The sequence below is a fragment of the Paraburkholderia caffeinilytica genome (genome assembly GCF_003368325.1).
Lineage (GTDB): Bacteria > Pseudomonadota > Gammaproteobacteria > Burkholderiales > Burkholderiaceae > Paraburkholderia > Paraburkholderia caffeinilytica.
Genome location: NZ_CP031467.1, coordinates 1,500,871 through 1,526,849, shown reverse-complemented (window position 1 = coordinate 1,526,849; position 25,979 = coordinate 1,500,871). Strand labels below are relative to the sequence as shown.

At 62.3% G+C, this 25,979-nt stretch carries 26 protein-coding genes and 1 other RNA gene; 10 read left to right on the top strand and 17 right to left on the bottom strand.

Annotation, left to right across the window (positions count from 1 at the left end; all coding sequences use genetic code 11):
- Nucleotides 1-133 precede the first annotated feature (133 nt).
- Nucleotides 134-547, top strand: an RNA gene (gene rnpB / locus DSC91_RS22910) — RNase P RNA component class A.
- Between the two features lie 110 nt (nucleotides 548-657).
- Here the strand turns inward: rnpB and DSC91_RS22905 are convergent.
- A complete protein-coding gene (locus DSC91_RS22905) occupies nucleotides 658-1,080 on the bottom strand; it encodes an OsmC family protein (protein WP_074302834.1) in 423 nt (140 codons plus the stop codon).
- A gap of 186 nt (nucleotides 1,081-1,266) precedes the next feature.
- Here DSC91_RS22905 and DSC91_RS37595 point away from each other — a divergent pair, with 186 nt between their 5' ends.
- The 4 genes from DSC91_RS37595 (at nucleotide 1,267) to erpA (ending at nucleotide 3,227) form a co-directional block, all read left to right on the top strand.
- The gene (locus DSC91_RS37595) at nucleotides 1,267-1,791 is read left to right on the top strand and encodes a hypothetical protein (protein ID WP_162831456.1); all 525 of its coding nucleotides are present in this window, start codon (nucleotides 1,267-1,269) and stop codon (nucleotides 1,789-1,791) included.
- Nucleotides 1,763-2,191, top strand: coding sequence for a 50S ribosomal protein L13 (gene rplM / locus DSC91_RS22895; protein WP_007587440.1), 429 nt, complete (start codon nucleotides 1,763-1,765; stop codon nucleotides 2,189-2,191). Before DSC91_RS37595 ends, rplM begins: the two co-directional genes overlap by 29 nt.
- Before the next feature lie 11 nt (nucleotides 2,192-2,202).
- Nucleotides 2,203-2,595, top strand: coding sequence for a 30S ribosomal protein S9 (gene rpsI, locus DSC91_RS22890; RefSeq protein WP_115781002.1), 393 nt, complete (start codon nucleotides 2,203-2,205; stop codon nucleotides 2,593-2,595).
- Nucleotides 2,596-2,861: 266 nt separating this feature from the next.
- A complete protein-coding gene (gene erpA / locus DSC91_RS22885) occupies nucleotides 2,862-3,227 on the top strand; it encodes an iron-sulfur cluster insertion protein ErpA (RefSeq protein ID WP_007180424.1) in 366 nt (121 codons plus the stop codon).
- A gap of 85 nt (nucleotides 3,228-3,312) precedes the next feature.
- On the opposite strand, the gene DSC91_RS22880 is transcribed toward erpA, so the two are convergent.
- A complete protein-coding gene (locus DSC91_RS22880; RefSeq protein WP_115781001.1) occupies nucleotides 3,313-4,443 on the bottom strand; it encodes an anhydro-N-acetylmuramic acid kinase in 1,131 nt (376 codons plus the stop codon).
- A 204-nt stretch (nucleotides 4,444-4,647) separates the two neighbouring features.
- On the opposite strand from DSC91_RS22880, the gene tyrS reads away from it, so the two are divergent.
- From tyrS to DSC91_RS22865, 3 genes are all read left to right on the top strand, one after another.
- On the top strand, nucleotides 4,648-5,892 hold the full coding sequence (gene tyrS, locus DSC91_RS22875; protein WP_115781000.1) for a tyrosine--tRNA ligase: 1,245 nt from the start codon (nucleotides 4,648-4,650) through the stop codon (nucleotides 5,890-5,892).
- Between the two features lie 61 nt (nucleotides 5,893-5,953).
- Nucleotides 5,954-6,412, top strand: a complete 459-nt coding sequence (gene dtd, locus DSC91_RS22870) for a D-aminoacyl-tRNA deacylase (protein ID WP_115780999.1) — start codon at nucleotides 5,954-5,956, stop codon at nucleotides 6,410-6,412.
- A 108-nt stretch (nucleotides 6,413-6,520) separates the two neighbouring features.
- Complete coding sequence (locus DSC91_RS22865) at nucleotides 6,521-7,201, top strand: histidine phosphatase family protein (RefSeq protein ID WP_115780998.1); 681 nt, start codon at nucleotides 6,521-6,523, stop codon at nucleotides 7,199-7,201.
- 33 nt (nucleotides 7,202-7,234) lie between these two features.
- On the opposite strand, the gene ruvB is transcribed toward DSC91_RS22865, so the two are convergent.
- The 10 genes from ruvB to DSC91_RS22815 form a co-directional block, all read right to left on the bottom strand.
- Nucleotides 7,235-8,299, bottom strand: coding sequence for a Holliday junction branch migration DNA helicase RuvB (gene ruvB, locus DSC91_RS22860; RefSeq protein WP_115780997.1), 1,065 nt, complete (start codon nucleotides 8,297-8,299; stop codon nucleotides 7,235-7,237).
- 119 nt (nucleotides 8,300-8,418) lie between these two features.
- Nucleotides 8,419-9,000, bottom strand: coding sequence for a Holliday junction branch migration protein RuvA (gene ruvA, locus DSC91_RS22855; RefSeq protein ID WP_115780996.1), 582 nt, complete (start codon nucleotides 8,998-9,000; stop codon nucleotides 8,419-8,421).
- Between the two features lie 156 nt (nucleotides 9,001-9,156).
- A complete protein-coding gene (gene ruvC, locus DSC91_RS22850; RefSeq protein ID WP_115780995.1) occupies nucleotides 9,157-9,699 on the bottom strand; it encodes a crossover junction endodeoxyribonuclease RuvC in 543 nt (180 codons plus the stop codon).
- Nucleotides 9,700-9,864: 165 nt separating this feature from the next.
- Nucleotides 9,865-10,353, bottom strand: a complete 489-nt coding sequence (locus DSC91_RS37590; RefSeq protein WP_162831455.1) for a hypothetical protein — start codon at nucleotides 10,351-10,353, stop codon at nucleotides 9,865-9,867.
- Nucleotides 10,354-10,388: 35 nt separating this feature from the next.
- Nucleotides 10,389-12,170 (bottom strand): S8 family serine peptidase, encoded by a 1,782-nt coding sequence (locus DSC91_RS38555; protein WP_162831454.1) that lies wholly within the window; start codon nucleotides 12,168-12,170, stop codon nucleotides 10,389-10,391.
- A gap of 485 nt (nucleotides 12,171-12,655) precedes the next feature.
- Nucleotides 12,656-14,221 (bottom strand): bifunctional phosphoribosylaminoimidazolecarboxamide formyltransferase/IMP cyclohydrolase, encoded by a 1,566-nt coding sequence (gene purH, locus DSC91_RS22835; protein WP_115780992.1) that lies wholly within the window; start codon nucleotides 14,219-14,221, stop codon nucleotides 12,656-12,658.
- Nucleotides 14,222-14,276: 55 nt separating this feature from the next.
- Entirely contained in the window at nucleotides 14,277-14,510 is a 234-nt protein-coding gene (locus DSC91_RS22830) for a Fis family transcriptional regulator (protein WP_007180440.1), read from the bottom strand.
- Nucleotides 14,507-15,574, bottom strand: a complete 1,068-nt coding sequence (gene dusB, locus DSC91_RS22825; RefSeq protein ID WP_115780991.1) for a tRNA dihydrouridine synthase DusB — start codon at nucleotides 15,572-15,574, stop codon at nucleotides 14,507-14,509. Before dusB ends, DSC91_RS22830 begins: the two co-directional genes overlap by 4 nt.
- 264 nt (nucleotides 15,575-15,838) lie before the next feature.
- Nucleotides 15,839-17,110 carry a UbiH/UbiF/VisC/COQ6 family ubiquinone biosynthesis hydroxylase gene (locus DSC91_RS22820; RefSeq protein WP_115780990.1) on the bottom strand — a complete coding sequence of 424 codons (1,272 nt, stop codon included), beginning with the start codon at nucleotides 17,108-17,110 and terminating at the stop codon, nucleotides 15,839-15,841.
- Between the two features lie 31 nt (nucleotides 17,111-17,141).
- Complete coding sequence (locus DSC91_RS22815) at nucleotides 17,142-18,548, bottom strand: aminopeptidase P N-terminal domain-containing protein (protein ID WP_115780989.1); 1,407 nt, start codon at nucleotides 18,546-18,548, stop codon at nucleotides 17,142-17,144.
- A gap of 243 nt (nucleotides 18,549-18,791) precedes the next feature.
- On the opposite strand from DSC91_RS22815, the gene DSC91_RS22810 reads away from it, so the two are divergent.
- Together DSC91_RS22810 and loiP are read left to right on the top strand one after the other, a co-directional pair.
- Nucleotides 18,792-19,406 (top strand): glutathione S-transferase C-terminal domain-containing protein, encoded by a 615-nt coding sequence (locus DSC91_RS22810; RefSeq protein ID WP_175171958.1) that lies wholly within the window; start codon nucleotides 18,792-18,794, stop codon nucleotides 19,404-19,406.
- A 292-nt stretch (nucleotides 19,407-19,698) separates the two neighbouring features.
- A complete protein-coding gene (gene loiP / locus DSC91_RS22805) occupies nucleotides 19,699-20,457 on the top strand; it encodes a metalloprotease LoiP (protein WP_115780988.1) in 759 nt (252 codons plus the stop codon).
- 151 nt (nucleotides 20,458-20,608) lie between these two features.
- Here the strand turns inward: loiP and lnt are convergent, their stop codons facing one another.
- The 5 genes from lnt to DSC91_RS22780 form a co-directional block, all read right to left on the bottom strand.
- The gene (gene lnt / locus DSC91_RS22800) at nucleotides 20,609-22,327 is read right to left on the bottom strand and encodes an apolipoprotein N-acyltransferase (RefSeq protein WP_115780987.1); all 1,719 of its coding nucleotides are present in this window, start codon (nucleotides 22,325-22,327) and stop codon (nucleotides 20,609-20,611) included.
- A 49-nt stretch (nucleotides 22,328-22,376) separates the two neighbouring features.
- On the bottom strand, nucleotides 22,377-23,273 hold the full coding sequence (locus DSC91_RS22795; protein ID WP_115783442.1) for an HlyC/CorC family transporter: 897 nt from the start codon (nucleotides 23,271-23,273) through the stop codon (nucleotides 22,377-22,379).
- 336 nt (nucleotides 23,274-23,609) lie between these two features.
- Nucleotides 23,610-24,311, bottom strand: coding sequence for a gamma-glutamylcyclotransferase (locus DSC91_RS22790; protein ID WP_115780986.1), 702 nt, complete (start codon nucleotides 24,309-24,311; stop codon nucleotides 23,610-23,612).
- Between the two features lie 43 nt (nucleotides 24,312-24,354).
- A complete protein-coding gene (gene ybeY / locus DSC91_RS22785) occupies nucleotides 24,355-24,816 on the bottom strand; it encodes an rRNA maturation RNase YbeY (RefSeq protein ID WP_054034485.1) in 462 nt (153 codons plus the stop codon).
- Nucleotides 24,817-24,899: 83 nt separating this feature from the next.
- Nucleotides 24,900-25,973, bottom strand: coding sequence for a PhoH family protein (locus tag DSC91_RS22780; RefSeq protein ID WP_115780985.1), 1,074 nt, complete (start codon nucleotides 25,971-25,973; stop codon nucleotides 24,900-24,902).
- Nucleotides 25,974-25,979: the final 6 nt, after the last annotated feature.

Genomic DNA, 25,979 nt, shown 5'->3' with positions numbered 1-25,979 from the left:
CACTGGCCGCACGGACATGGCGTCGCGGCGTCGCGGTGCGATCCGAATTGCTTGCGTCTCGCCATCCGCCATCATGCTATTTCTCCCGCCGAGGCGGCTTCCCGTTCCTGCAGATGTTAAAATGCGCCCCAGCAAAGCAGGCCAGGCAGTCGCGGCCTCTGCGGCTTCGGTCAAAGAGGGCGAGGAAAGTCCGGACTCCATAGGGCAGGGTGATGGCTAACGGCCATCCGTGGCGACACGCGGAACAGGGCAACAGAAAGCAAACCGCCGATGGCCCGGCGCAAGCCGGGATCAGGTAAGGGTGAAACGGTGCGGTAAGAGCGCACCGCGGCTGCTGCAAGGCAGACCGGCACGGTAACCTCCACCCGGAGCAATTCCAAGTAGGCTGGCTAGCATCTTCGAGATGCAGGACGGGGCCCCCGTCACGTCAGCGGGTAGGAAGCTTGAGCGCGTCAGTAATGGCGCGCCTAGAGGAATGACTGCTACGCACGTCGCGTCTTCGGATGTGGCGCGTGCACAGAATCCGGCTTATCGGCCAGCTTTGCCACCCAACAAAAAATGCCGGCGTCCGTGTGGACGCCGGCATTTTTATTTTGACGCGCTGGTTTGGCCAAATGCGCGGTTATCCGTGCAGAAGCCGAGGCCGAAGTGCCGCGCTCAACCCGCGACGATGTCGAACGAGTGCGTGAGCTCAGCGGTCTTCGCGATCATGATCGACGCCGAGCAGTATTTGTCGTGCGACAGGTTGATCGCACGTTCCACGGTAGCCGGGTTCAGATTCTTGCCCGTCACGGTGAAGTGGAAGTGAATCCTGGTGAACACTTTCGGGTCCTCGCTGGCGCGCTCGGCTTTCAGCGTCACTGAGCAACCGGCGATTTCCTGGCGGCTCTTCTTCAGGATCATCACGACGTCGTACGCCGTGCAGCCGCCCGTGCCGAGCAGAACCATTTCCATCGGACGCGGCGCGAGATTGCGGCCGCCGCCTTCCGGCGCGCCGTCCATCGTAACCAGATGACCGCTGCCCGTCTCGGCCGCAAATGCCATCCCGTCTTGCCCCATCCAGCTAACTTTGCATTCCATGCTGTGCTCCACCGCGCTGCGCTTATATCGAAAACGCATTGTAGCCCGGTGTTTGCGCGTCCGCCCGAAGGGACTTTCGCAGGAACTTATGCGCAATGATGGCTTGCGTGTTGCGGTGCGGCATGTTTCGGCGATTCGGGAATGCCCTGACAGATTTAGGGGTTTTACTCTAGATGATGTCTGTGTATGCAAGCCCTTAAGAAGACTTTTGTGTTTGATTTTAAAAAGAATTCTGGAATCTTTGGTCAGCCGGCCTATCTGCCACATTGTAAAATCACATTTCACAATGCAAATGTTCTTGCGTCGCACAAGGGCGCCTCATATAATCAGCTCCATCGGTTGCAGCAGTTCTGCAACCTCCGCTGTCTCCTCCACCTCCTCCTTTGGTGGATTAAACCCGAACCGCTCGTTCGGGTTTTTTTTCGCCCGCAGCTTCGATCTGCCGACGCCGGTTTCGGGGCTGGTGTGAAGGGCAAATGGTGGTATCTGGGTGCCGGATCGCCCGGTTTCTCGCCCGAGCCTCCGCAAGTTTTGACTCGGCGTGACAAATTCCTTTATAATTCAGAGCTTTTCCGCATCCGCGCCCGCGGAGGAAGAACCAGGGAGAGCCTGCACGCGCCTCGATGCGCACACTACAAGCAGGAAAAAAATCATTGGGCGCAGCAATTTTTTTGGATCGATCATGAAGACGTTTTCCGCAAAAGCCCATGAGGTTACGCGTGAATGGTACGTGATTGACGCGACGGATAAGGTTCTCGGGCGTGTCGCCAGCGAAGTGGCACACCGTCTTCGCGGCAAGCACAAGCCTGAATTCACTCCGCACGTCGACACCGGTGATTTCATCATCGTTATCAACGCCGGCAAGCTGAAAGTCACGGGCAACAAGACGACTGACAAGAAGTACTACCGTCACTCGGGTTACCCGGGCGGTATCTATGAAACGACGTTCGGCAAGATGCAAGAACGCTTCCCGGGCCGTGCGCTCGAGAAAGCGGTCAAGGGCATGCTGCCGAAGGGCCCGCTCGGCTACGCGATGATCAAGAAGCTGAAGGTCTACGCTGAAGCAACGCATCCGCATTCGGCACAACAGCCGAAAGCGCTCGAGATCTAAGGGGAGCCCACATGATCGGTAACTGGAATTACGGCACGGGCCGCCGCAAGAGCGCCGTCGCACGCGTCTTCATCAAGGCAGGCAAGGGCGATATCGTTGTGAACGGCAAGCCTATCGCCGATTACTTCTCGCGCGAAACGTCGCTGATGATCGTGCGTCAGCCGCTGGAACTCACGAACCACGGCGTTACGTTCGACATCAAGGTCAACGTGACGGGTGGCGGTGAAACGGGTCAAGCCGGTGCGGTTCGCCACGGCATCACCCGCGCGCTGATGGACTACGACGCAACGCTGAAGCCGCAACTGTCGAACGCAGGCTTCGTGACGCGTGACGCTCGTGAAGTCGAACGTAAGAAGGTCGGCTTCCACAAGGCACGTCGCAGGAAGCAATTCTCGAAGCGTTAATCGCTTCGGGTGCAATCCGGCTTTCGGGCTGGAATGCTGCAAAAGCCGCCAACGCTTTCGCGAAGGCGGCTTTTTTCATGGGTTTGCGGTCTGGCCTCACGACAGGGATTGTGGTGCCGGCGGGCGTTGTGGCCAGCTCAGGCAGGCCGGTGGCGGCACCGAGGCCGGTCATTGAATTTCCTGGAAAAACCCATTGATTCTGTGGGCTTCAGCACGATATTCAGATCAGCCCTACAATAGCGGTTAAAGCTTTTTGGAGAGTTCGAATGAACGCAGTCACCGATACACCCGTGACCGAGATGCCCGCCCCCTTCGTTTTTACCGACGCAGCGGCTGACAAGGTCAAGCAACTGATCGAAGAAGAAGGCAATGCGGACCTCAAACTGCGCGTTTTCGTGCAGGGCGGCGGCTGCTCGGGCTTTCAGTACGGTTTTACGTTCGACGAAGCCGTCAACGAAGACGACACCGTCATGAACAAGAGCGGCGTCCAGCTGCTGATCGATTCGATGAGCTACCAGTATCTGGTCGGCGCTGAGATCGACTACAAGGACGACATCAACGGCGCGCAGTTCGTCATCAAGAACCCGAATGCCACGACCACCTGCGGTTGCGGCTCGTCGTTCTCGGTTTGATGGCTGATTGGTCGTCGGCAGGTCGTAAGAGAAAACGGGGCTTCGGCCCCGTTTCTTTTTGCCTGAACTGAACTCGCTCGCCCCATCAGCGCGGGTAGATCGCCCCCAGTACGCGCTCGGCCGCGGCACCGGTGACTGCCGGCAAATTGCCCGGTAGCCGCGCCACGCAGCGCATCGCCAGCCAGGCAAAGGCCAGCGGCTCGACCTGGCTTGGCGGTACGCCGAGCGCGTCGGTTGTCATCACGGGCACGCCGCTTACGCCGCTGTCCTCCAGCGCCTGGCGCAGCGCTTTCAGAATCTCCGGATTGCGTGCGCCGCCACCACACACATAGACCGCTTTGGCGTCCGATGCATGCCGTTCGATTTCGCGCGCCACCGTTACGGCGGTCAGCGCGACCAGCGTGGCTTGCACGTCGGCGGGATCGAGGGCGGCGAACGGCTGGAGCTTGGCATCCAGCCATTGCGGATTGAACAGGTCGCGGCCGGTGCTTTTCGGCGGTTGTTGCGCGAAAAAGGGTTCGTCGAGCAACGCGCAAAGCAACGTGCGGTCGACCTGTCCGCCCGCGGCGAAATGGCCGTTTTCGTCGAAAGGCTTGCCGAGATGGCGCTGCGCCCACTCGTCGAGCAGCGCATTAGCCGGCCCGCAGTCGAAACCGCGTACGCCGCCGGTCGCGTTCAGGATCGTGATATTGCTGATGCCGCCGAGATTGCAGACCACCCGCGTCTCGTCTTTCGCGCCGAACACCGTGGCGTGAAACGCCGGCACGAGCGGCGCGCCTTGGCCGCCGGCCGCGACGTCGCGGCTGCGGAAGTCGGCAACCACGTCGATGTGCATCATTTCCGCGAGCAGCGCGGGGCTGTTGATCTGCCGCGTGTAGCCCTTTTCCGGCCTATGCCGCACCGTCTGACCGTGCACGCCGATTGCACGGACTTCTGAGGCCGGCACGCGGCTGGCGCCCAGCAATTCGTGGCAGCACACGGTATAGCGCGTGGCGAGCGCATTGGCGGCCAGCGCTTCACGCTCGATCTCGTTGTCGCCGGGCTGTTGAAGCGCGAACAGCGCTTCGCGCAAGCCTGCCGCGAAGCCGACAAACGCTTCGGCCAGCACCACCGGCGGCTTTCCTTTGGCGAATCTGACGGCGACACCGTCCACGCCGTCCATGCTCGTGCCGGACATCAATCCAAAGTAGACGCCGTCTGCGGGGTCTTGCGCCACGTTGCCGCTCCTCTCGAGGTTCTGTTGCGATCTGTTTTAGCAGATTATCCGCGCAAGCGCGGCCGAATATAAAGCGCTGCGATGCCATTGGCGCGTCCCGACATGTCGAAATCGTGCGCCGGGGGCGCGCTTGCGGCCGAGTCAGTGGGCGCGGCGGCGCGCATCTATGGGACAATCTCTTTTTTGCGACTTCACGTTTCCAGCATGACCACCGAGTCCACCAAGCCCAGCCCCGCCTTCCCGATCACCGACGAAGTCCGCCACGCACTCGCCGTCACCAAACGCGGTGTCGACGAACTGCTGATTGAAGACGAATTCGCACAGAAGCTCGCGAAGAGCGCGGCCACCGGTGTGCCCCTGCGCATCAAGCTCGGCCTCGATCCGACCGCGCCCGACATCCACATCGGCCACACGGTCGTGCTGAACAAGATGCGCCAGTTGCAGGACCTCGGTCATACGGTGATTTTCCTGATCGGCGACTTTACGTCGCTGATCGGCGATCCATCGGGCCGCAACGCCACCCGGCCGCCGCTCACGCGGGAGCAGATCGAATCGAACGCGAAGACGTATTTCGAGCAGGCCGCGCTCGTGCTCGACCGCGACAAGACCGAAATCCGCTACAACAGCGAGTGGTCGATGCCGCTCGGCGCCGACGGCATGATCAAGCTTGCCTCGCGCTACACGGTGGCGCGGATTCTCGAACGCGAAGATTTCACCAAGCGCTTCCAGGGCGGCGTGCCGATCTCGATCCACGAATTCCTGTATCCGCTGATGCAAGGCTACGACTCGGTCGCGCTGAATGCCGACCTCGAGCTCGGCGGCACGGACCAGAAGTTCAACTTGCTGGTGGGTCGCGAACTGCAGAAGCAGTACGGCCAGGATCAGCAGTGCATCCTGACCATGCCGTTGCTCGAGGGCCTGGACGGCGTCGAGAAGATGTCCAAGTCGAAGAACAACTACATCGGCATCAGCGAAAAGCCGACCGACATGTTCGGCAAGCTGATGAGCATTTCCGACGTGCTGATGTGGCGCTACTTCGAACTGCTGTCGTTCCGTCCGATGGACGAGATCGCCGGCTTTAAAAAAGAAATTGAAGCGGGCCGCAATCCGCGCGATTTCAAGGTGATGCTCGGTCAGGAAATCGTCGCGCGCTTCCACTCGCAAGCGGATGCCGAACGCGCGCTCGAAGACTTCAATCACCGCGCGAAGGGCGGCGTGCCGGACGACATTCCGGCCGTGACGCTCGCGGGCGCTCCGCTCGCAATCGGCCAGTTGCTCAAGCAAGCCAACCTCGTGCCGTCGACCAGCGAGGCGCTGCGCAACATCGAGCAGGGCGGCGTGAAGATCGATGGCACGACCGTGTCTGACAAGGGCCTGAAAGTTGAAACCGGCGAGTATGTCGTGCAGGTCGGCAAGCGCCGGTTTGCGCGCGTCACGCTGACGGCTTGATGGTTTGTTGGTCCAGCGCTAACGCGATGACGAATCGAGCCATGCGGCAGGACTCGCACCCATGATCGCGCTGATCCAGCGCGTGCGGCGTGCGGAAGTGCGCGTGGGCGACCGCGTGACGGGCGCGATCGAGGCGGGTCTGCTTGCGCTCGTGTGCGCCGAACGCGGCGACACGGACGCGGCAGCCGACCGGCTGCTCGCCAAGGTGCTCGGTTATCGCGTCTTCAGCGATGCGGCCGGCAAGATGAATCTCTCCGTGCAGAATCTCGACGGCGCAGGGCGTGCAGGCGGCTTGCTGCTCGTTTCGCAGTTCACGTTGGCCGCCGACACCAACAGCGGCCTGCGTCCCAGTTTCACGCCCGCCGCGCCGCCCGACGAGGGCAAGCGGCTGTTCGACTACTTCGTCTCGGCAGCGCGCGCCAAACATCCGATCGTCGAGACGGGCGAGTTCGGCGCCGATATGCAGGTCTCGCTCGTCAACGACGGGCCGGTTACGTTCTGGCTCCAGACGAACGCGTGAGATTCAACCGCCGCCGCATGGGGTAGGCGGCGTGCATCCACTGCTCCAGCCGCTTTTTGCGACAATAGCGGCTCGGCATAACCGGCTACTGGCGCCCACTCTCATCTCATGACCACGCAGATTCTGTTCATCCGCCACGGCGAGACCGACTGGAACCGCATCAAGCGCATTCAAGGTCACATCGACATTCCACTCGCAACGACCGGCCTCGCGCAGGCGCAGCGTCTTGCACGCCGCATCGCGAATGAGGTGAAAGAGGGCGCCCGGCTCGACGCGATCTATTCGAGCGATCTGCTACGTGCCCAGCAAACGGCGCAGCCGATCGCCGACGCGCTCGGCCTGGCGCTGCAATTGCGCGAAGGTTTGCGTGAGCGTTCGTACGGCGCGTTCCAGGGGCATGACAGCGACGAGATCTCTGTCCGTTTCCCCGATGAATACGCGCACTGGCAAACCCGCGATCCGGGTTTTGCTCCGCCTGAAGGTGAATCGCAGCGCACGCTTTACCATCGCGTGCTGCATGCGATCGAGCCTCTGGTGGCCGTGCATCCGGGTGGACGGATCGCTGTCGTCGCGCACGGCGGTGTGCTCGATTGCGTGCGTCGTTTTGCGTGCGGGTTGTCGCTCGATGCGCCGCGTGATTACGCGTTGCTGAACACGAGCGTCAATGTGGTGGACTATGCCGACGACGCCAGCAAGGCGACGATCGTGTCGTGGGCGGACGTGTCGCATCTCGACGCGCCGAGCGACGACGATAGTTTCAGGAAGAGGGTGCCGGAACCGGGGCGTTGAGCGGCGAGGCTTACTTCAACTCGCCCATCCGGCTTACGTTTCGGCCGAATCCCACAGGCCGGAGATAGGGCTCGAAGCGTCCGGCGCGGCGAGACCGAAATGCCGGTAAGTAAGCAGCGTGGCGACGCGGCCGCGCGGCGTTCGCTGCAGGAAGCCTTGCTGGATCAGATACGGCTCGAGCACATCTTCGATCGTGTCGCGCTCTTCGCCGATTGCCGCCGCCAGATTGTCCACGCCGACTGGGCCGCCGTCGAACTTGTGCAAAATCGCTTCGAGCAGTTTGCGGTCCATCAGGTCGAAGCCGACCGCATCCACGTCGAGCATTTTGAGTGCCGCATCCGCCACTTGCGCGGTGATGTTGCCGTCCGCTTTTACCTCGGCGAAATCGCGCACGCGGCGCAAGAGCCGGTTCGCGATCCGCGGCGTACCGCGTGCGCGCTTGGCGATTTCGAATGCGCCATCCGGATGGATTTGCGCATGCAGCAACGACGCCGAACGCGTGACGATGCGCGCCAGTTCCTCGGCGTTATAAAACTCGAGCCGCGCGACAATACCGAAGCGATCTCGCAGCGGATTGGTCAGCATGCCCGCGCGGGTGGTCGCGCCGACCAGCGTGAACGGCTGAAGATCTAGCTTCACGCTGCGCGCGGCCGGTCCTTCGCCGATCATGATGTCGATCTGATAGTCCTCCAACGCCGGATACAGAATTTCTTCGACGACGGGCGAGAGCCGGTGGATTTCGTCGATGAACAGCACGTCGTTGGCTTCGAGATTGGTGAGCAATGCGGCAAGGTCGCCGGCGCGTTCGAGCACCGGGCCTGACGTTTGTCGCAGATTGACGCCCATTTCCCGCGCGATGATGTGCGCGAGCGTGGTCTTGCCGAGACCCGGCGGCCCGAACAGCAATACGTGGTCGAGCGATTCGGAGCGACGCTTGGCGGCCTCGATGAAGATTTCCAGCTGACCGCGCACTTTTTCCTGCCCGACATATTCTTCGAGCTGGCGCGGGCGCAACGCGCGCTCGAACGCTTCTTCGTTCGGCGAGACGGGCGTGGCCGCGATGATGCGCTCGGCGGCGAGTTTGTCGGTTTCGATCATGCGGTCATTGTACCGCGAGCCGCCCGCTGCGAAACTCGGCCGAATGGCCAGGGTGCTCGGCTTGCCGGCTTGTGCGAAGCTTCATCCATCGCGTGCATGTCGAGGCCCAAGGTTGGGATTCAAGCTTTGGACAAGGCCTTCAGCGCGAGCTTGATGCCTTCCGAAACGCCGGTGCCGGCCGGTACGTTTTTGACGGCGGTCAACGCTTCTTTTTCGGAGTAACCCAATGCGAGCAGCGCGTTCAGGATATCGGAGGCATGGTTGGTTGCAGACGCCGCGCCGGCCATCGTGCCCAGGTCGGCGCCGATCTTGCCCTTCAGTTCGAGGAGTAGCCGCTCCGCTGTCTTCTTGCCGATGCCAGGCACGCGAGTCAGGCGCGCTGCGTCCTGCATCGTGACGGTTTGCGCCAGTTCATGCACGCTCATGCCGGATAGCACGGCGAGCGCCATGCGCGCGCCGATGCCCGTGATCTTCAGCAGTTCGCGGAACGTCGAGCGTTCCTCGGCGGTGCCGAAGCCGTACAGCAGGTGCGCGTCTTCGCGCACGATCATTTGCGTGAGCAGCACCACGCGTTCGCCGGTCGAGGGCAGGTTGTAGAACGTGCTCATCGGCACATCGACTTCGTAACCGACGCCGTTGCAGTCGACGAGCAGATGCGGCGGGTTTTTTTCCAGCAGAACGCCGGCAATGCGACCGATCATGGCGGATTCAATCTCGAGAGAAAGGGCGAGTGTAGCGCAGTGAGTGCGCGCCGGGCGCGCGACGCGGCGCTGTTGCGCACCTGGGCACGCGAGCCGCGAACTCCGTACGCGTGAGGCGCCAGTGGCTGAGGGGCTGCGTGGTTGACGTTTGGCGCGTTATCCGACCAAACGCCCGCGCCTCACGCGCAACCCCTTCTTCGCCAGCGAAGGGGCGATGCCGCCCAAGGTGCTTAGCGTCGTGCCGCCGTGCGCGTGACAGATTGCCATGCCGAGCGCGTCGGCGGCGTCGGTGCTTGGCACGCCGGAGAGATTGAGCAGGCGTACCACCATTTGCTGCATCTGCTCCTTGGTTGCGCGACCGTAACCCACCACGGCCTGCTTCAACTGCAGGGCGGTGTATTCGGCGACCGGCACGCCGCCCGCCACCAGTCCGCAGATCGCCGCGCCGCGTGCCTGGCCGAGCAGCAGGGTGGATTGCGGGTTGACGTTGACAAATACTTTTTCAATCGCCGACTGGTCCGGCGAATGCTGGCGGATCAATGTGGAAATGCCGTCGAAGATGGTGCCGAGGCGCGACGGCAGATCGGCGTCGGCGGTTTTGATTACGCCGCTCGTCACGTAGCTGAGCGTGTGGCCGTTTTGGTCGATCACGCCGAAGCCGGTCACGCGCAGGCCAGGGTCGATGCCAAGAATTCTCATTGCTGACGGCGGGATTTATATAGCCTGTGATACTACAACGAATGAGGTGCGCAATGACAGGGAATCATTGCGCACCTCGCCCGCACTCATTGCGCAAAAGACGCGTTGAAGAAGCGAGCCGATCCGGCGTTCCGACTCAGGCCGGTTTGAAGAGGCGTGCGTGTTCTATCGAGGTTTTGTGTCGAAATACCGAACTGGCAAATCGAACGTTGCGGTTGGGAATGCTTGTGCAATTTGTCGTTGGACTGATTGCAATTGATCGAAACTGGCTACGTGGACAACAGTCATGCCCATAGTCGGATACGCTCTCGTTGATACGCCGCCGCCCATTGTCGCGGCGCGCCCCGTGATTGCGTCGACGTCGCCGTAAATCACCACGAGGTCGTTTGTGCTCGTGCCCACGAGATTGTCTGTCGCTCGTGCGACTAGCGTGGTTCCGGGCGGTGTGGTGGAACGGACCCCTTCGATTGAGCGTGGAATGGGGCGAACAGACACCGAGCCGATCGTAACGGCGGCGTTGGCGCTGATTTGTTTGACCACGGATGCAGGCGCGGTAGTTCCTGGTTGAACTGTATCTGCAAGGGCGTTTGCGGCTGACGCGCATGCCACGGTCGCAGTCGCGACAGTGACTAGAAACGAAATGAATGTATTCATGCAATACCTCGACGTGTCGTGTGCGATTAGCGAAATCAGTGTCCAAAAACGCGCAAGGCGGCTAGCTGGACCTGTGCCGGCTCCGTGCCTGCTCGCGCGTTGACATCGATGAGGCGTATCTTCCACGTGCCTTGCGCAGATTCCCCATTGAACGCATTCGACGCCAACAAAAAGTTGTCCACGTCCGCGCCGTCGTTCTTCAATACATTGAAGGGCTGTTGCAGCACACTACGCGTGCCGGATGGCGAGAGGACCTCAATTGCCATGTCACCCATGTTTGCCTTGCCGAGCGAGAGCACTATTTGAATCGATTCGATTGTCCCGATCGACGAACCAGAGTTCGGAACGGGTAGGGTGAGCCCATCCGCCGAACCGAGCGGGACAGGCATCGCGTTTTCCAGCGGACCACCGAGCGTGCTTGTTACCATCGAACCTTTCAGATAGCCGGTGTAACCGCGCGCCATCGCGACTGCGGCGCTGGCGTTAACGAGACCGAAGCCGTACCAGTTGTCGAACCAAAGGCCTGCCGCATTGCGCGTCCAGGCAGGTTCTCCAACATACGATTGGCCGGATGGCAACGAGAGCGTCTTTGCAACGCGGGACGAATCAACTCGTCGTGCCGTCTTCATAAGAATTGTCCGCACGTCGCGCCATGTCAGATTCGGATTGGCCTCAAGCATCAATGCCACGACGCCAGCGACGGTTGGCGTCGCCGCAGACGTGCCATTCATTGTCGACGTGTATTTGCAGTCCCGATTGAGCGCCTTGCCGATATCGGAATCCGGATTTTCGAAGGCATTTCTGTATGCGGTGGGATCGGATCGCCGTTGAACCATTCCCTTCGAACAGCCAGATAGATCGGTTGTGAGGATTGCAGGGCCTGTTGCGTTGCCGAATTCGCCGCCCAGGCCGGAGATCAACAGGGCTGAACCGGCTGTGGAGTAGCTGGAGCGGACGCCGGATGCATTCACCGCGCCGACGACGATCGTTTGCGGAAACGTGCGGCTCGGGTCGAAACTCGCATTCGAGCAACTTACGCCAGCGGCGATCGATTTCTCGCAGACGTCTCTCTCGCCATTATTGTTGTCGAATTCATTGCCGGCTGCCTGCAGATTGATTGCGCCTTTGCCGCCCCGAAGCGTCTCAAGGTGCTGAAGCATGACTGCGGAATAATCGGTCAGCGGGTCAACGGACATAGGCGACGTGGGAGCCTTGCCGAACGATCCATTGAAAATATCCGCACCATTCGAAAATGGTGCTCCGCCGAATGCGTCCAGCTCCGCGACGGGACTGTTGCAACTGTCGCCGCAGCCGACAAGCCTGACCGCCCCGAGCGACGCGCGCGGGGCGACACCCTGGCCACCTAACCCGCTACCTGCGGCGGCGCCGACGATGCCGGCTACCATGGTGCCATGTGCGTCTGTGATCGTGCCATTGGCGGGGGTGGGGTCGTTGGCGTCGGTTGCGTCCGCGCCGAAATTGTGGAGCATCGAGTGGTCGACGTTCTGTGCAAGATCTTCATGAAGAATCTCGACTCCGCTGTCGACCACCATGACCTTGACGCCGTTGCCACTCAGCCCCGAGCTATAGATGGGGGTGACATTCAGGTCGATGCCCGAAACACCCGCAGCGGCTGAGAACGCGGTTTGACCGGTGTTTTTCAGATGCCATTGATATTGAACAAGCGGATCAGGTTCGACCTGTGCGTTGTTCACCGCTGGCGAAGGAGTATCCAGGCTATTGCCGCCGCCACTACAGCCGGCGACTAGCAAAGCGGGCAACAGAATAACAATTGCCGATTTGGTTCTTATGCACATGGTGTTTCCGGATAATGCGAAGTTAAAACACTTTTCGCCTGTTGAGTGAGCAGGCTGGGATGCGGATTGCCACCAGGTGTCTGGCATGTGCCTGGGTGTGGATCTCGTCCCGCGCATCCTGCCGTGCTCTACTATTTTGTGTGGAACTTCATCTCAAAACAATATGCGAAGGATGCCGAAATAATTGGCATGATGAGGTCGTGTCTGCCTGCCATGTCTGTTGCGGTCAGGATCGTGGCGTTAGTTAAGCCTTTAGCAACGGCGCGGAGGGCGAACCTGTTGTGGATTAAGAAATTGCAGGAAGTGAAGCGCAGGTAGTCAGCGATCTACGTGGAGAAACGCAGTCGATGAGCGAACTGAGAAGTGTTGAGAAGTGTTGAAAACCACAGAACGTGGTTCAGAGGTCCAGCAGAATGGCGGGAGCCAGGAAGATAATCCGGCGATATGCCATATCGCCGGATTGCGTAGACAGTGAAGTTAGTCGCTCAATGCCGGAAGTGACGCACACCCGTCAACACCATGGCGATGTTGTGCTCGTCCGCGGCGCCGACCACTTCGTCATCGCGCATCGAGCCGCCCGGTTGAATCACGCAGGTCGCGCCTGCCGCCACCACTACATCCAGACCGTCACGGAACGGGAAGAACGCATCCGACGCCACGGCCGAACCCGTCAGCGTCAAACCCGCGTTCTGCGCCTTGATGCTGGCGATGCGCGCCGAATCCACGCGGCTCATCTGGCCCGCGCCGACGCCGAGCGTCATGCCGTTGCCGCAGAACACGATCGCGTTCGACTTCACATACTTCGCCACACGCCACGCAAACAGCAGGTCGTCCATCTCTTTCGGTGTCGGATGACGCTTCGTGACCACGCGCAATTCGCGCGGCTGCACGTTCTTCGAATCGAGCGATTGCACCAGCAGGCCGCCGCCGACGCGCTTCAGATCGAACGCGTTATGGCCTTCACCCAACGCGATTTCCAGCAGACGCACGTTCTGCTTGGCCGCGAACACCTGGCGAGCCGCCGCGCTGAACGACGGGGCGATCAGCACTTCGACGAACTGCTTGGCCACCGCAAGCGCGGCTGTTTCGTCGACTTCACGGTTGAACGCGATGATGCCGCCAAACGCCGAGGTCGGGTCGGTCTGGAACGCCTTCGAGTACGCTTCGTTCGCGTCCGCGCCGACTGCCACGCCGCACGGATTTGCATGCTTGACGATCACGCAAGCCGGCACGTCGAACGTTTTCACGCATTCCCACGCTGCATCGGAATCGGCGATGTTGTTGTACGACAGCTCCTTGCCCTGCAACTGGTTGTAGTTCGCCAGTGCGCCCGCCGGCACGGAGAGGTCACGGTAAAACGCAGCGCTCTGATGCGGGTTTTCGCCGTAGCGCAGATCCTGCACCTTGTTGAACGCCAGGTTGAACGTGGCCGGATAGGCATTGCGCGACGAATGTTGCAGTTCGTCGGTCAGGCTCGTCAGGTAGTTCGTGATCGCACCGTCGTACTGGGCGGTGTGCGCAAACACCTTGGTGGCGAGGCGGAAGTTCGTTTTGTACGAAACCGCGTTGCTATTTGCACGCATTTCGTCGAGCACGACCGCGTAATCCGCCGGATCGACCACGACCGTCACGTCGCGATGATTCTTCGCGGCCGAGCGCAGCATGGTCGGGCCGCCGATGTCGATGTTCTCGATCGCGTCTTCCAGCGAGCACTCTTCTTTCGACACGGTCTGCACGAACGGGTACAGGTTCACGACCAGCAGGTCGATCGTCGGAATGTCGTGCTTTTCAAGCGCTGCCATGTGTTCCGGCAGGTCGCGGCGCGCGAGAATGCCGCCGTGCACCTTCGGATGCAGCGTTTTCACGCGTCCGTCCAGCATTTCCGGGAAGCCCGTGTAGTCGGCGACTTCGGTGACGGAGAGACCCGCGTCCGCGAGGAGTTTCGCGGTGCCGCCGGTCGACAGGATCTTGACGCCGAGGTCCGACAGCGACTTGGCGAAGTCGACGATGCCGGACTTGTCGGAAACGGAGATGAGCGCTTGCTTGATCATGATGAAGACGAAAAGCCGAAGGGAAACGTGGCAGGGCGCCTGAAACTACAACGAACTACAAAAGACCGTGCTGTTGCAGCTTCTTGCGCAGCGTATTGCGGTTGATGCCGAGATACTCGGCGGCCAGCGACTGGTTGCCGCCGGCCTGCTCGAGCACCACTTCGAGCAAGGGTTTTTCCACGCATGAAATAACCATGTCGTAGACGTCATGCGGATTGGAGCCGTCGAGATCCTGGAAATACATGCCCAGGCTGTCGCGGACAGATTGTTCGATATTGTTCTTGCTCATGCTGCTAGTCGGTCGGTATGGTCCGGCTCGCCGTCGTCCTTGCTGAGCGTCTCGTCGACATAGACGAGACGGTCTGAGATCGCCTTTTGGGCGTCGAAGAATTCGTTGACGGCGAGGAGTTGTTCGCGCGTGGTGTCCAGCGTATTCATGCGGTGCCGGAACACGTTGGCGCCAGAAAGGCCGCGAGTGTACCAGCCGATATGCTTGCGCGCAGTGCGCACGCCCGTAAATTCGCCGTAGAACGCGTAGTGATCTTCGAGATGCTCGTTCATGACCTGCTGGATTTCGTCGATGCGCGGGGGCGGCAGCAACTCACCCGTTTGCAGGAAATGCTCGATCTCGCGGAACAGCCACGGACGCCCCTGCGCAGCGCGGCCGATCATGATGGCGTCGGCGCCGGTGGCGGCGAGCACCTCGCGGGCTTTTTGCGGCGACGTGATATCGCCATTGGCGACCACCGGAATGCGCACGGCTGCTTTCACGGCAGCGATGGTCTCGTATTCGGCGTCGCCGTGATACAGGTCGGCGCGTGTGCGGCCGTGCACGGTGAGCATGGCAATGCCGGCGGCTTCGGCCAGATGCGCGACCGACAAGGCATTTTTGTTGTCGCGATCCCAGCCGGTGCGGATTTTCAGCGTGACGGGCACCGCGTCCGGTCCGACGCCCACCGCGCCCACCACCGCCTCGACGATGCGCTGCACGAGCGGTTCGTTCTGCAGCAAGGCAGAACCCGCGGCCACGTTGCACACCTTCTTGGCCGGGCAGCCCATGTTGATGTCGATGATCTGCGCGCCGTTCGCCACATTGTAACGAGCGGCTTCGGCCATCATCACCGGATCGGCACCCGCGATCTGCACGGCAATCGGCTCGACCTCGCCCGTGTGGTTGGCGCGGCGCATGGTTTTTTCGCTTTTCCACAACTGCGCGTTCGAGGCGACCATTTCCGACACCGCATAGCCCGCGCCCAGCCGTTTGCACAGCTGCCGGAACGGCCGGTCGGTCACGCCGGCCATGGGGGCGACGAACAGGTTGTTACGCAGATTGTGGGAGCCGAGAGTAGGCATGACTTGGACGCGCTTGTGGCCGATTGTTAAGTTTCTGTCAATCGGAGCGTGCGCGAAATGCGAAGGAAAACCACCATTTTAGCGTTAACGGATAGTCGACACCCGACTTGAATCTGCCGTAACTCATTAAATCTTCTATGAAAGTGGTCCGTTTCATAGAACCGGCTCCGTTCGCGCGGCACCGCTCATGCGCCTGACTCATGTGCCTGACTGCGGCGCCTGAAAAAGGCCGCCGCGGCTGTAGGGCGTGAGCCAGTGGCGCGCTCAGCGACGCTGACCGAACATCATTTGCCGCGCCAGCGCGGTTTTCACCGGCGGCACGAATTCGAGCGCGGTGAGGGCGAGACCGCGCAAGGCGGCGAGCGGCGGGAAGTCGACGGTGAAAAGGCGCGCGAGCGTGTCGGTCGCGCCGATCGTCAGGCGGCGGTCGAGCGCGCGGCGTTGTGCGAACGTCGCCAAGGCGAGTGGGGTGGGGCCTTCCGCCGACAGGGCGTCGGCGAGCGCGTGCGCGTCGCGCAAGCCCAGATTGAGACCCTGACCGGCCACCGGATGCAGCGTCTGCGCCGCATTGCCGATTGCAACGACATGACCGTTCACCAGCGTGTCGACTGCGTTCAGTCCCAGCGGGAACGACGCGCGCCCCTTGATTTGCGTAAAGCGGCCCATGCGGCTGCCGAATGCGGTGCCGAGTTCGCGCAGGAATTCGTCGTCGGAAAGTTGCGCGCGCCGTGCGGCTTCGTCGGGTGCGCAGCACCAGACCAGCGCATAGTTCGCGCCGCGCACGCCGCCCATCGGCAGCAGCGCGATCGGCCCTTGCGACGTGAAGCGCTCCCAGGCCACATGCGGTTGCGGCGCGGATACCGTGACCGTACCGACCAGCGCGGTTTGCCCGTAATCGCGGGTGCCGACCTCGCCAGTGCGGCTGCCGGCTTTGCCGCTCACGCCCTTGTCCTTGTCATCGCCGAGCTTGCCGGTTTTCTGGTCGCCGAACAGGCCGCCTTCGGCACTCACCAGAATTCGCGTGTGCAGATTGCGCGTGACACCCGCGGTTTCGATCGGCAGCGTGACGCCGTCGTGGTCCTGGGTCGGCGCCGCCGCGGAAGTGGAGCGGAACCAGTGCACGGAGGTTGCGTGAACCGCTTCGGCGAGACCATGTACGATCGAGCCATAACGCAACACGTAGCCGAGCGCCGGCAAACCGTGTTCGCCATGGTCGATCAGCGTGCGGCCGAAATGGCCGCGCTGCGATACGTGGATGCGCTGGATCGCGGTAGCGTCGGCGGGCCAGCGCAGCGGCTCGAGAATCATCCGGCTGCCGTGCGAGACGGCGATCGCGCGCGGATCGGCAATCGAATCTTCCGGCTCGCGCGCGTCGATCAGCGCGATCTTCAGCGCCTGCGTCGCGCTGCGGCGCGCCAGCCAGCCGGCGAGCGCCAGCCCGACCGGCCCGGCGCCGACGATCGTCACGTCGAAATCGAAGGGACGGTCGGACGCGGCGGGTTTCAGAATCACCGTCGACTGGGAAACGTCGTTCATTGCGGGTTGCTTCCTTGGGTTACTGCCTGGATTACTGCTTTGTTTCCTGGGCCGCGCGGGCTTCCTGCATCAACGCCTCGATCTCGTCGGCCGCCACCGGGACGTCGCGTGTGATCAGCTCGCAGCCGGTTGGCGTGACGATCGCGTCGTCCTCGATGCGGATGCCGATGTTCCAGTAGCGCTCGGGCACGCCTTCGGCCGGACGGATATACAGGCCGGGCTCGACAGTCAGTGCCATGCCCGCCTGCAGCGTGCGCCACGGCAGTGCGCCCGCTTCGTCGCGCGGCGCACCGCGTTCGCGGTAGTCGCCGGCGTCGTGCACGTCCATGCCGATCCAGTGGCCGGTACGGTGCATGTAGAACGGCGCATAGGCGCGCTCCGCGATCACCGCGTCGACCGAAGCGAATTTCGTGCGGTCGACGATACCCGTGTCGAGCAGCCCCTGCGACAGCACGCGCACGGCGGCCTGGTGCGGATCGTCGAAGCTTGCGCCGACGCGGGTGGCGTCGACGGCAGCCTGCTGCGCGGCCAGCACGATGTCGTACAACTCGCGCTGCGCAGGCGTGAAGCGGCCGCTCGCCGGGAAGGTACGGGTGATGTCGGACGCGTAGCCGTCGAGTTCGCAGGCTGCGTCGATCAGGATCAGGTCGCCGTCCTGGGCAATCGCGTTGCCGGCCGGGTAGTGCAGCACGCAGGCATTGGCGCCCGCGGCGACGATCGACGTGTAGGCCGGCGCTTGCGCGCCGAATTTGCGGAAGGTGTAGAGCAGCTCGGCTTCGAGTTCGTACTCGCGCACGCCGGGGTGGCAGGCGGCCATCGCGCGGCGATGTGCTTGCGCCGAAATCTTCGCGGCCCGGCGCATGATGGCGAGTTCGTGGGGGTCCTTGACGAGCCGCATGTCGTCGAGCAACGGGATCAGGTCACGCGCGGCCGCGGGCGCGGCGACGCCGCTGCGGCCCAGCGAGCGTATCGCGTCGAGCCAGCCGCGCACCTGCTCGTCCAGTTCCGCCGAAGTGCCGAGCGCGTAATGCAGCGCGGGTTTGTCGGCGAGAATGCGCGGCAGTTGCGTGTCGACTTCGCTTACCGCGAAGGCGGCGTCAAAGCCGAACGCCTCGCGCGCGCCGTCCGGCCCGAACCGGAAACCTTCCCACGTTTCACGCTCGACATTCTTCTCGCGACAGAACAGGATCGAAGCCGGCTCGCCTGGCGCGGCGCTTGCATCGAGCACCAGCCATGCCTCGGGTTCCGTGAAGCCCGTCAGATAGTAGAAGTAGCTGTCGTGCCGGTAGGGGTAGTCGGCGTCCCGGTTGCGCAGCTTTTCCGGCGCGGTGGGGACGATGGCGACGCCCCCGCCCGCCGCGCGCAGCGCGGCGAGGACGCGCTCGCGGCGCGTGCGGTAGACGTCGATGGCGATGGTGGGTTCGGTCGGCTGGTTCATCTTGCGATTGTAGCGCCCAATGCGGCGACTTATTCTGCGTGGATACTGACGGGGAGAGAGGGGCACGCCAGCCGCGTTGGCCCGTGTTGGCCATTTGGCCGGGTAGACGGCGCGCGCTCGCAGCGGCAATGTTGCAATCCATCCACAGCGAGCATCCATGCGGCTTGCGAAGCGACTGCGCTGTGTTCGGGAATGCCGCCGACCACTTATACTTTCGCCGAATTCAAGAAAAGGCAGATGGTAATGATGAAACTCATCGGTTCGCTCGCCAGCCCGTTCGTGCGCAAAGCGCGGATCGTTCTGGCCGACAAGAAGATCGACTACGAACTCGTGCCCGAGAACGTCTGGGCGCCCGACACCACGATTCACACCTTCAATCCGCTCGGCAAGGTGCCGTGCCTCGTGATGGAAGACGGCGAAGCCGTGTTCGACTCGCGGGTGATCTGCGAATACGTGGATACGCTGTCGCCGGTCGGCAAGCTGATTCCGCCGTCCGGTCGCGAGCGCGTCGAAGTGCGTTGCTGGGAGGCGCTCGCCGACGGCATGCTGGACGCCGCGGTGCTGATTCGCCTCGAAAGCACCCAGCGCACGCCCGAGCAGCGAGTGGACGCATGGGTCGCGCGGCAACAGCGCAAGATCGACGAAGGCCTGATTGCCATGTCGCAGGGTTTGGGCACCAAGCCGTGGTGCACGGGCAATCACTACACGCTCGCGGATATCGCAGTGGGCTGCGCGCTGGGCTACCTCGATTTCCGCATGCCCGAGCTGAATTGGCGCGAAGGCTATCCGAATCTGGATAAACATTTCCAGAAACTGTCGCTGCGTCAGTCGTTCATCGATACGGTGCCGGTGGGTTGAGCGAAGTACTCGCAGGTTCGCAGCGATGCGGTTATCTGCATCGCGCTGCCCGCAATTTCCGCTAAATTGCAAAATGATGTCATTCCTGCTTTCATAAGCATGAATTTAAGATTACGTTTGTGGTAAAAATGCGCCTGCCCGTCAGGCGCATTTTTTGTCTGTCGCGTGAGGCAATGGTTTATGCAATCGACATATTTGGAGTTTTTCTCCGGTGATATGCGGCCATTGCGAATGGGCGGTGCATTAAAACGTGCCGTCGATGTTAATAACGTCCGCAAAAGAGACTTCCACCATGAAAACGTACCGCTTTGTCATTGCCGTTTCTGCCTGCGCACTATTTGCCGCGTGCTCGAACGTCGGCAACGTTAACCCGACCGCGCTGATCCAGTCCGGCCAGCAGGCCGCTCAGGCCGCCACACTCAGCGACGCCGACGTGCGCGCGCTGACCGACAAGTCATGTGCACAGCTGGACAGCGAAAATCAGATTGCCGCTGCGAACAGCAAGTACCAGAAACGTCTGAACAAGATCGCCGCGCAACTGGGCGATAACATCAACGGTGTGCCGGTGAACTACAAGGTGTACATCACCAAGGACGTCAACGCATGGGCGATGGCCAACGGCTGCGTGCGCGTGTATAGCGGCTTGATGGACATGATGAATGACAACGAGGTGCGCGGCGTGGTCGGCCATGAGATGGGCCACGTGGCGCTCGGCCATACGAAGAAGGCAATGCAGGTGGCGTACGCGACCTCGGCTGCGCGCTCGGTGGCTTCGTCGGCGGGTGGTGTGGCGGGGGCGTTGTCCGGTTCGCAGCTGGGCGATTTTTCCGAGAAGCTGATTAATGCGCAGTTCTCGCAAACCCAGGAAAGCGCGGCCGACGATTATTCATTCGACTTGCAGAAAAAGAAAAATCTCGATCCGTCGGGATTGGTGACGGCGTTCAACAAGCTTGCCCAATTGGACGGTGGCAAGTCGAGCATGTTGAGTTCGCATCCGGCTTCACCGGCGCGTGCGCAGCATATTCAGCAGCGGATTGCGTCGAATCAGTAAAGCCTGATTTTCTTATAAGCGCGCGCTCACGGTGTTTCGGAGCGCGCGTTTTTCTATTGGCGTGACGGGTAAGGGATGAGATAACGCCGCGATTCACTGCGGCGTTATCGCGTATACGCGGCATGGGTGCAGTCACGCGATCTAGCGCGATTTATTTCTTGCCGTTTTGCCGCCGCGTAATCCCCGGCCCGAACGCAAACCCGAACGCCAGCAGCAGCAACGAAACCGCCAGCACTGTGTTATTGCCGCTGGTCACATAAGGCGTGCTGCCCGAGGTGCCTTGTACCGTTACGTCGAGCGAGCCGATCGTGTACGGCGTCAGGCGCCCGATCACCTTGCCGTGGGCGTCGATCGCGGCGGTCATGCCGGTGTTGGTGGCGCGCAGCATGGGCCGGCCGGTTTCCAGCGAACGCATGCGCGCGATCTGCAGATGCTGATCCAGCGCGATGGTGTCGCCGAACCAGGCGAGATTGGTCGAGTTGACCAGCACACCCGCCGGCGTATCGCTCTCGCGAATGCTCCGTGCGATCTCTTCGCCGAAAATATCCTCGTAGCAGATGTCGACGGCCACCGGCTGGTTATGCACGATGAACGGCTTCTGCACGGGCGCGCCGCGTGCGAAATCGCCGAGGGGAATGCTCATCAGATTGACGAACCAGCGGAAGCCCCACGGCACGAATTCGCCGAACGGCACGAGATGGTGTTTATCGTAGCGATAGACCTCGCGCGTGCCCGGCGTGACGCCGAACAGGCTGTTCGTGTAGTCGACTACCTGGCCTTCTGGCGTGATGGTGCCGCCGATTGCGCCGAATACGATCGCGCTGCCCGTCGTATCCGAAAAGTTGCGCACCGCCGACGCGAACTGCGGCGGCAATTGCTGCGCGAGCACCGGAATGGCGGTTTCCGGCGTGACGATCAGGTCGGCCGGCTTCGACGTGATCATCTGCTGAAACTGGTCGATCGCGGCGCGCATGCCGGCTTCCTCGAACTTCATTTCCTGTTTGACGTTGCCTTGCAGCAGGCGCACCGTCAGCGGCGCGTTGGCCGGCAGGGTCCATTGCGCGAGCGGCAGCAGCAGGCCGGCGGCGATCAGCGCAATCGAGATTGCCACCGGCACGGCAACGCGCGCGACACCGCGCCTGCCTCCCTGGCCGGCAGTTCCCGCATGGCCGGCGTCGATGGCATCGAACCGCCCGCGCGAAGCCAACAGCGGCACCAGCGCCTGTACGATCAACGCAGCGGCCAGCGCCAGTATCCAGCCGACGCCGTACACACCCGCCACGGGCGCAAACCCGGCGAACGGGCCGTCGACTTGCGCATAACCGCTCGCAAGCCACGGAAAGCCGGTGAACACTGTGCCGCGCAACCATTCACCGATCGCCCACGCGCTTGCGAACGCCAGCGCCCCGTGCCAGGTCGGCGAGAACGGTTGGTCGGTATCGGGCGCGCCATTGCGTGCGTGCCCTGCGCAGAACGACCAGATGCCCGCAGCCAGCGCCGGATACACGGCCAGATACAGCGAGAACAGCACGACCGCCGCGCCCGCCAGCGGCGCGGCCATGCCGCCGTAGTCGTGCATGCTGACGTACAGCCACCACACGCCGGTGACGTAGTTGCCGAAGCCGAACGCGCCGCCCGTCAGCGCGGCGCTTTTCCAGCCGGTTGTCCGCGTGAGCCAGGCGAAAAAGAACACGAAGATCACGAGTTCGAGCCAGCCGCCGTGCGGCGTCGGTGCGAACGACAGCGTATTGGCCGCACCGGCGGCCAGCGCGACGAGGTAATGCCAGCGGGGCAGTGCACGGCCGCGCGCTTCCGGGGCGGCAGGGGCACTCACGCCGCGGCGCGAACGGGATGTAATCGGGTCGGCCATTGTTGCGCGGTCGGCGTGAGGAGTGGAAAAAGCGAGGACAAGAAGCGGATCAGGTTTGCACGTGCTGTGCTTCGCGCTCGCGCTGGCCGGCGAGCGGGTCGCGGCGCACCAGCAGCATGTGAATCTGGCGAGCGTCGCCGCGCAGAATCTCGAAGATCAGATCGTCGAGGCGGACTTTTTCGCCGCGATGCGGCACCCGCCCGAAATGATGCGTGACGAGGCCGCCGATCGTATCCACTTCGTCGTCCGGGAAATGCGTGCCGAAGGACTCGTTGAACTGCTCGATCTCCGTGAGCGCGCGCACGCGGAAGCGGCCGTCCGGCGAGGCGATGATATTGCCGCTTTCCTCGTCGAAATCGTATTCGTCTTCGATGTCGCCGACGATCTGCTCCAGCACGTCTTCGATCGTGATCAGGCCGGCCACGCCGCCGTATTCGTCGACCACCACGGCGAGGTGATTGCGATTCACGCGGAAGTCGTGCAGCAGCACGTTCAGGCGCTTCGATTCCGGAATGAAGACGGCGGGGCGCAGCATGCCGCGTACGTCGAATTCCTCTTCGGCGTAGTAGCGCAGCAGGTCTTTCGCGAGCAGCACGCCGATGACGTTGTCGCGATTGCCCTCGTAGACCGGATAGCGCGAGTGCGCTTTTTCCAGCACGTAGGGAATGAATTCGGCGGGATTGTCCGCAATGTTGATCGCGTCCATCTGCGCGCGAGGCACCATGATGTCGCGCGCGCTGAGTTCGGACACCTGGAACACGCCTTCGATCATCGACAGCGAGTCGGCGTCGATCAGATTGCGCTCGTGCGCGTCCTGCAGGATTTCCAGAAGTTCGGCGCGCGAATCGGGTTCGGGCGAGATGAAGTCGGTCAGACGCTCGAGGAGTGAGCGTTTTTCCTGTGGTTTGTCGCTAGTTCGGTGTCGACTGGGATACGTGTCGTTCATGGTAGTGCGCCCGGCGAGACTGGGCGCGCTGTTGCAGAGCATTAAGGATACACCAGGCACATGGCAGGACCGTGTCCTGACGGGCTGGGCGATGGGTGAAGCTGTGATGCTGCCGCCCGGCCGCGTGCGGTGGGCATGGGTCAATCCTAACTGATTGCGCGGGGAAAAGCGTTTTCGAGCAAAAAAGTACGGATTGTGGCGGCGTGCGCGCTGCCGATGCGGGTTTGGCTGGAGCGGCCTACTTTCCTTCGGGACGCCCGTTCGGCAGTGTCCCGGCGGCGCCCGGCCCGGCCGTGCCCGAGTAAGCGGCGACTTCCGCGCCAGCCGGTTCGCGGCTTATCGCGTCGGCCCCTGGCTCGTTTGCCGGTCAACTTCACAATCGGCCTCGCGGCAGCGTTCAAGCAGCGCTTCCAGTGCGCGATCCGGCATGCCGCTCTCGCGCAGCGCATGCACGGTGCGGCTGACGTAATCAAGCGTGGTGCCGTAGCGACCGGACGCGCAGCCGAACACCGTTTTGACGACCTCGTCGCGCAGCTTGCCGGTGTAGGTCGGCACGTCGCGGCGCATCACGAACGCGAGGGCGTCGACGCGCCGGCCATCCGCGAGCACGCACGGCAGCCACATCGGGCGATATGAACCCATCGGCATTTCACGGCGCCACAGCGCTTCCAGGTGCGGCATCGCACCCTCGGCGGCGAGGCGGAAGGCGATGCCGGTGCACGAGCCGCCGCGATCGAGCGCGAGTACGAGGCCCGGCTGTTCGGGTGTGCCGCGATTCACGCGCGACCACAGATACAGGCCGCGGTGATAACCGTGGACTTTGGAACGGGCGGCTTCGACGGTAGGCAGACCGGGATTCCAGATCAACGAACCATAGCCGAACAGCCACAGATCGCTCTTGCGGTCCCAGTCGCGCAACGTGCATTCGAGCGACGCGCGCAACTCATCTTCCGTCAGCAGCCGCGGTTCGCCGAGCGCGGGCGGATAGTCCGGGCAGGGTGTGTTTCGCGTCTCGGCTTCAGGGGAGGAGGTGCTCACGGTGGCTTCTAACGGTGATGATAAAGACGATGGCAACGGCTATTTATTGATAAGGATCCGGGAAACCGAGCTTGCCGAGGATTTCGGTTTCGATGGCTTCCATTTCCTCGGCTTCTTCCTCGACCTCGTGGTCGTAGCCTTGAGCATGGAGAGTGCCGTGCACCAATAGATGCGCGTAGTGCGCGATCAGCGGCTTGCCCTGTTCGGCGGCTTCCTTTTCGACCACCGGACAGCACAGGATCAGGTCGCCCGTCACCGGATCGTCTTCCGATTCGGCGTACGCAAAGGTCAGCACGTTGGTCGAGTAATCCTTGCCGCGATAGGTGCGGTTCAGCGTGCGGCCTTCTTCGGCGTCGACGAAACGCACGGTCAGCTCGCCGTCCGCGAAGAGCGCCGCCTTGATCCAGCCGGCCACCGTGGCGCGTGGCAGCAGCGCCTTGTGTTCCGGCCAGGTTTTGGCGGCGGGGAATTGCAGATTCAACGTCAGTTTCGGTGCACGGCTCATGCTTGATCGGTTTGTTGCCCGGTTTGCTGCGGCTTATCCAGTGGAGTTCGGCTCAATTTAGCGACGCAAACTAGCGGCGCAAATCAGCGCGAATCCGCCGGACTGGCGGTTTTCTGCGAATGCGCATCGTACGCCTCCACAATTCGCGCGACCAGCGGATGCCGCACCACGTCCGCGCTCGTGAAGCGCGTAAGCGCAATGCCGCGCACGTTCGCCAGCACCTGCTGGGCTTCGATCAGCCCGCTCTTGTGGCCGCGCGGCAAGTCGACCTGGGTCGTGTCGCCGGTCACCACGGCCTTCGAACCGAAGCCGATCCGCGTGAGGAACATCTTCATCTGTTCGGGCGTGGTGTTCTGCGCCTCGTCGAGGATGATGAACGCGTGATTCAGCGTGCGGCCGCGCATGTACGCGAGCGGCGCGATTTCGATCATCTGCCGCTCGAACATCTTGGCGGTCTTGTCGAAACCGAGCAGGTCGTACAGCGCGTCATACAGAGGACGCAGATATGGATCCACCTTCTGCGCCAGATCGCCCGGCAGGAAGCCGAGGCGCTCGCCCGCTTCGACGGCGGGACGCGTCAGCACGATGCGTTTGACCTGATCGCGTTCCAGCGCGTCCACCGCGCAAGCCACGGCCAGATACGTCTTGCCCGTGCCTGCCGGGCCGACGCCGAAAGTCACGTCGTGCGAAATGATCTGCTTCAGATACTCGCGTTGCATCGGCGTGCGGCCGCGCAGGTCGGCGCGGCGTGTGTACAGCTTCGGGCCGAGTTCTTCGAGGTCTTCGTCGTCGCTGTCGGCGGGTTGGTCGAACGGGTGATCCGGATTGCCCGGAAAGCGCGGGTCCAGCGCTTCCGCGCCATGGCCGTTGCCGTTCGTGCGACGGCGCGCCGGCTGACGCACTTCAACGAGCGCGAGCTGGATGTCGTCGACCGACAGTGGCTTCTGCGAGTTGTTGTAGAACTTTTCGAGCGCGGTGAGCGCGAGTTTTGCGCCGCGTCCGCGAATCGTGATGCGGTGGCCGCGGCGTTGCAGCGTCACGTCGAGCGCCTGCTCGATTTGCCGCAGATTTTCGTCGAGCGGTCCGCAGAGGTTGGCGAGCCGCGCGTTGTCGTCGCGCGGTGCGGTGAATTCCAGATGCTGCTGAGTGGTCTTCAAGGCGGA

Excerpts from the sequence above, each read along its gene's own strand:
- DSC91_RS38555 (WP_162831454.1), bottom strand. The coding sequence starts at position 12,170 with ATGTGCATAAGAACCAAATCGGCAATTGTTATTCTGTTGCCCGCTTTG.
- dusB (WP_115780991.1), bottom strand. The coding sequence starts at position 15,574 with ATGCCTACTCTCGGCTCCCACAATCTGCGTAACAACCTGTTCGTCGCC.
- rplM (WP_007587440.1), top strand. The coding sequence starts at position 1,763 with ATGAAGACGTTTTCCGCAAAAGCCCATGAGGTTACGCGTGAATGGTAC.
- DSC91_RS22905 (WP_074302834.1), bottom strand. The coding sequence starts at position 1,080 with ATGGAATGCAAAGTTAGCTGGATGGGGCAAGACGGGATGGCATTTGCG.
- DSC91_RS22795 (WP_115783442.1), bottom strand. The coding sequence starts at position 23,273 with ATGAACGACACGTATCCCAGTCGACACCGAACTAGCGACAAACCACAG.
- DSC91_RS22830 (WP_007180440.1), bottom strand. The coding sequence starts at position 14,510 with ATGAGCAAGAACAATATCGAACAATCTGTCCGCGACAGCCTGGGCATG.
- DSC91_RS37590 (WP_162831455.1), bottom strand. The coding sequence starts at position 10,353 with ATGAATACATTCATTTCGTTTCTAGTCACTGTCGCGACTGCGACCGTG.
- loiP (WP_115780988.1), top strand. The coding sequence starts at position 19,699 with ATGAAAACGTACCGCTTTGTCATTGCCGTTTCTGCCTGCGCACTATTT.
- ruvB (WP_115780997.1), bottom strand. The coding sequence starts at position 8,299 with ATGATCGAAACCGACAAACTCGCCGCCGAGCGCATCATCGCGGCCACG.
- tyrS (WP_115781000.1), top strand. The coding sequence starts at position 4,648 with ATGACCACCGAGTCCACCAAGCCCAGCCCCGCCTTCCCGATCACCGAC.
- erpA (WP_007180424.1), top strand. The coding sequence starts at position 2,862 with ATGAACGCAGTCACCGATACACCCGTGACCGAGATGCCCGCCCCCTTC.
- ruvC (WP_115780995.1), bottom strand. The coding sequence starts at position 9,699 with ATGAGAATTCTTGGCATCGACCCTGGCCTGCGCGTGACCGGCTTCGGC.
- ruvA (WP_115780996.1), bottom strand. The coding sequence starts at position 9,000 with ATGATCGGTCGCATTGCCGGCGTTCTGCTGGAAAAAAACCCGCCGCAT.
- rpsI (WP_115781002.1), top strand. The coding sequence starts at position 2,203 with ATGATCGGTAACTGGAATTACGGCACGGGCCGCCGCAAGAGCGCCGTC.
- ybeY (WP_054034485.1), bottom strand. The coding sequence starts at position 24,816 with ATGAGCCGTGCACCGAAACTGACGTTGAATCTGCAATTCCCCGCCGCC.
- DSC91_RS22865 (WP_115780998.1), top strand. The coding sequence starts at position 6,521 with ATGACCACGCAGATTCTGTTCATCCGCCACGGCGAGACCGACTGGAAC.
- DSC91_RS22810 (WP_175171958.1), top strand. The coding sequence starts at position 18,792 with ATGATGAAACTCATCGGTTCGCTCGCCAGCCCGTTCGTGCGCAAAGCG.
- purH (WP_115780992.1), bottom strand. The coding sequence starts at position 14,221 with ATGATCAAGCAAGCGCTCATCTCCGTTTCCGACAAGTCCGGCATCGTC.
- DSC91_RS22820 (WP_115780990.1), bottom strand. The coding sequence starts at position 17,110 with ATGAACGACGTTTCCCAGTCGACGGTGATTCTGAAACCCGCCGCGTCC.
- dtd (WP_115780999.1), top strand. The coding sequence starts at position 5,954 with ATGATCGCGCTGATCCAGCGCGTGCGGCGTGCGGAAGTGCGCGTGGGC.
- lnt (WP_115780987.1), bottom strand. The coding sequence starts at position 22,327 with ATGGCCGACCCGATTACATCCCGTTCGCGCCGCGGCGTGAGTGCCCCT.
- DSC91_RS22815 (WP_115780989.1), bottom strand. The coding sequence starts at position 18,548 with ATGAACCAGCCGACCGAACCCACCATCGCCATCGACGTCTACCGCACG.
- DSC91_RS37595 (WP_162831456.1), top strand. The coding sequence starts at position 1,267 with ATGCAAGCCCTTAAGAAGACTTTTGTGTTTGATTTTAAAAAGAATTCT.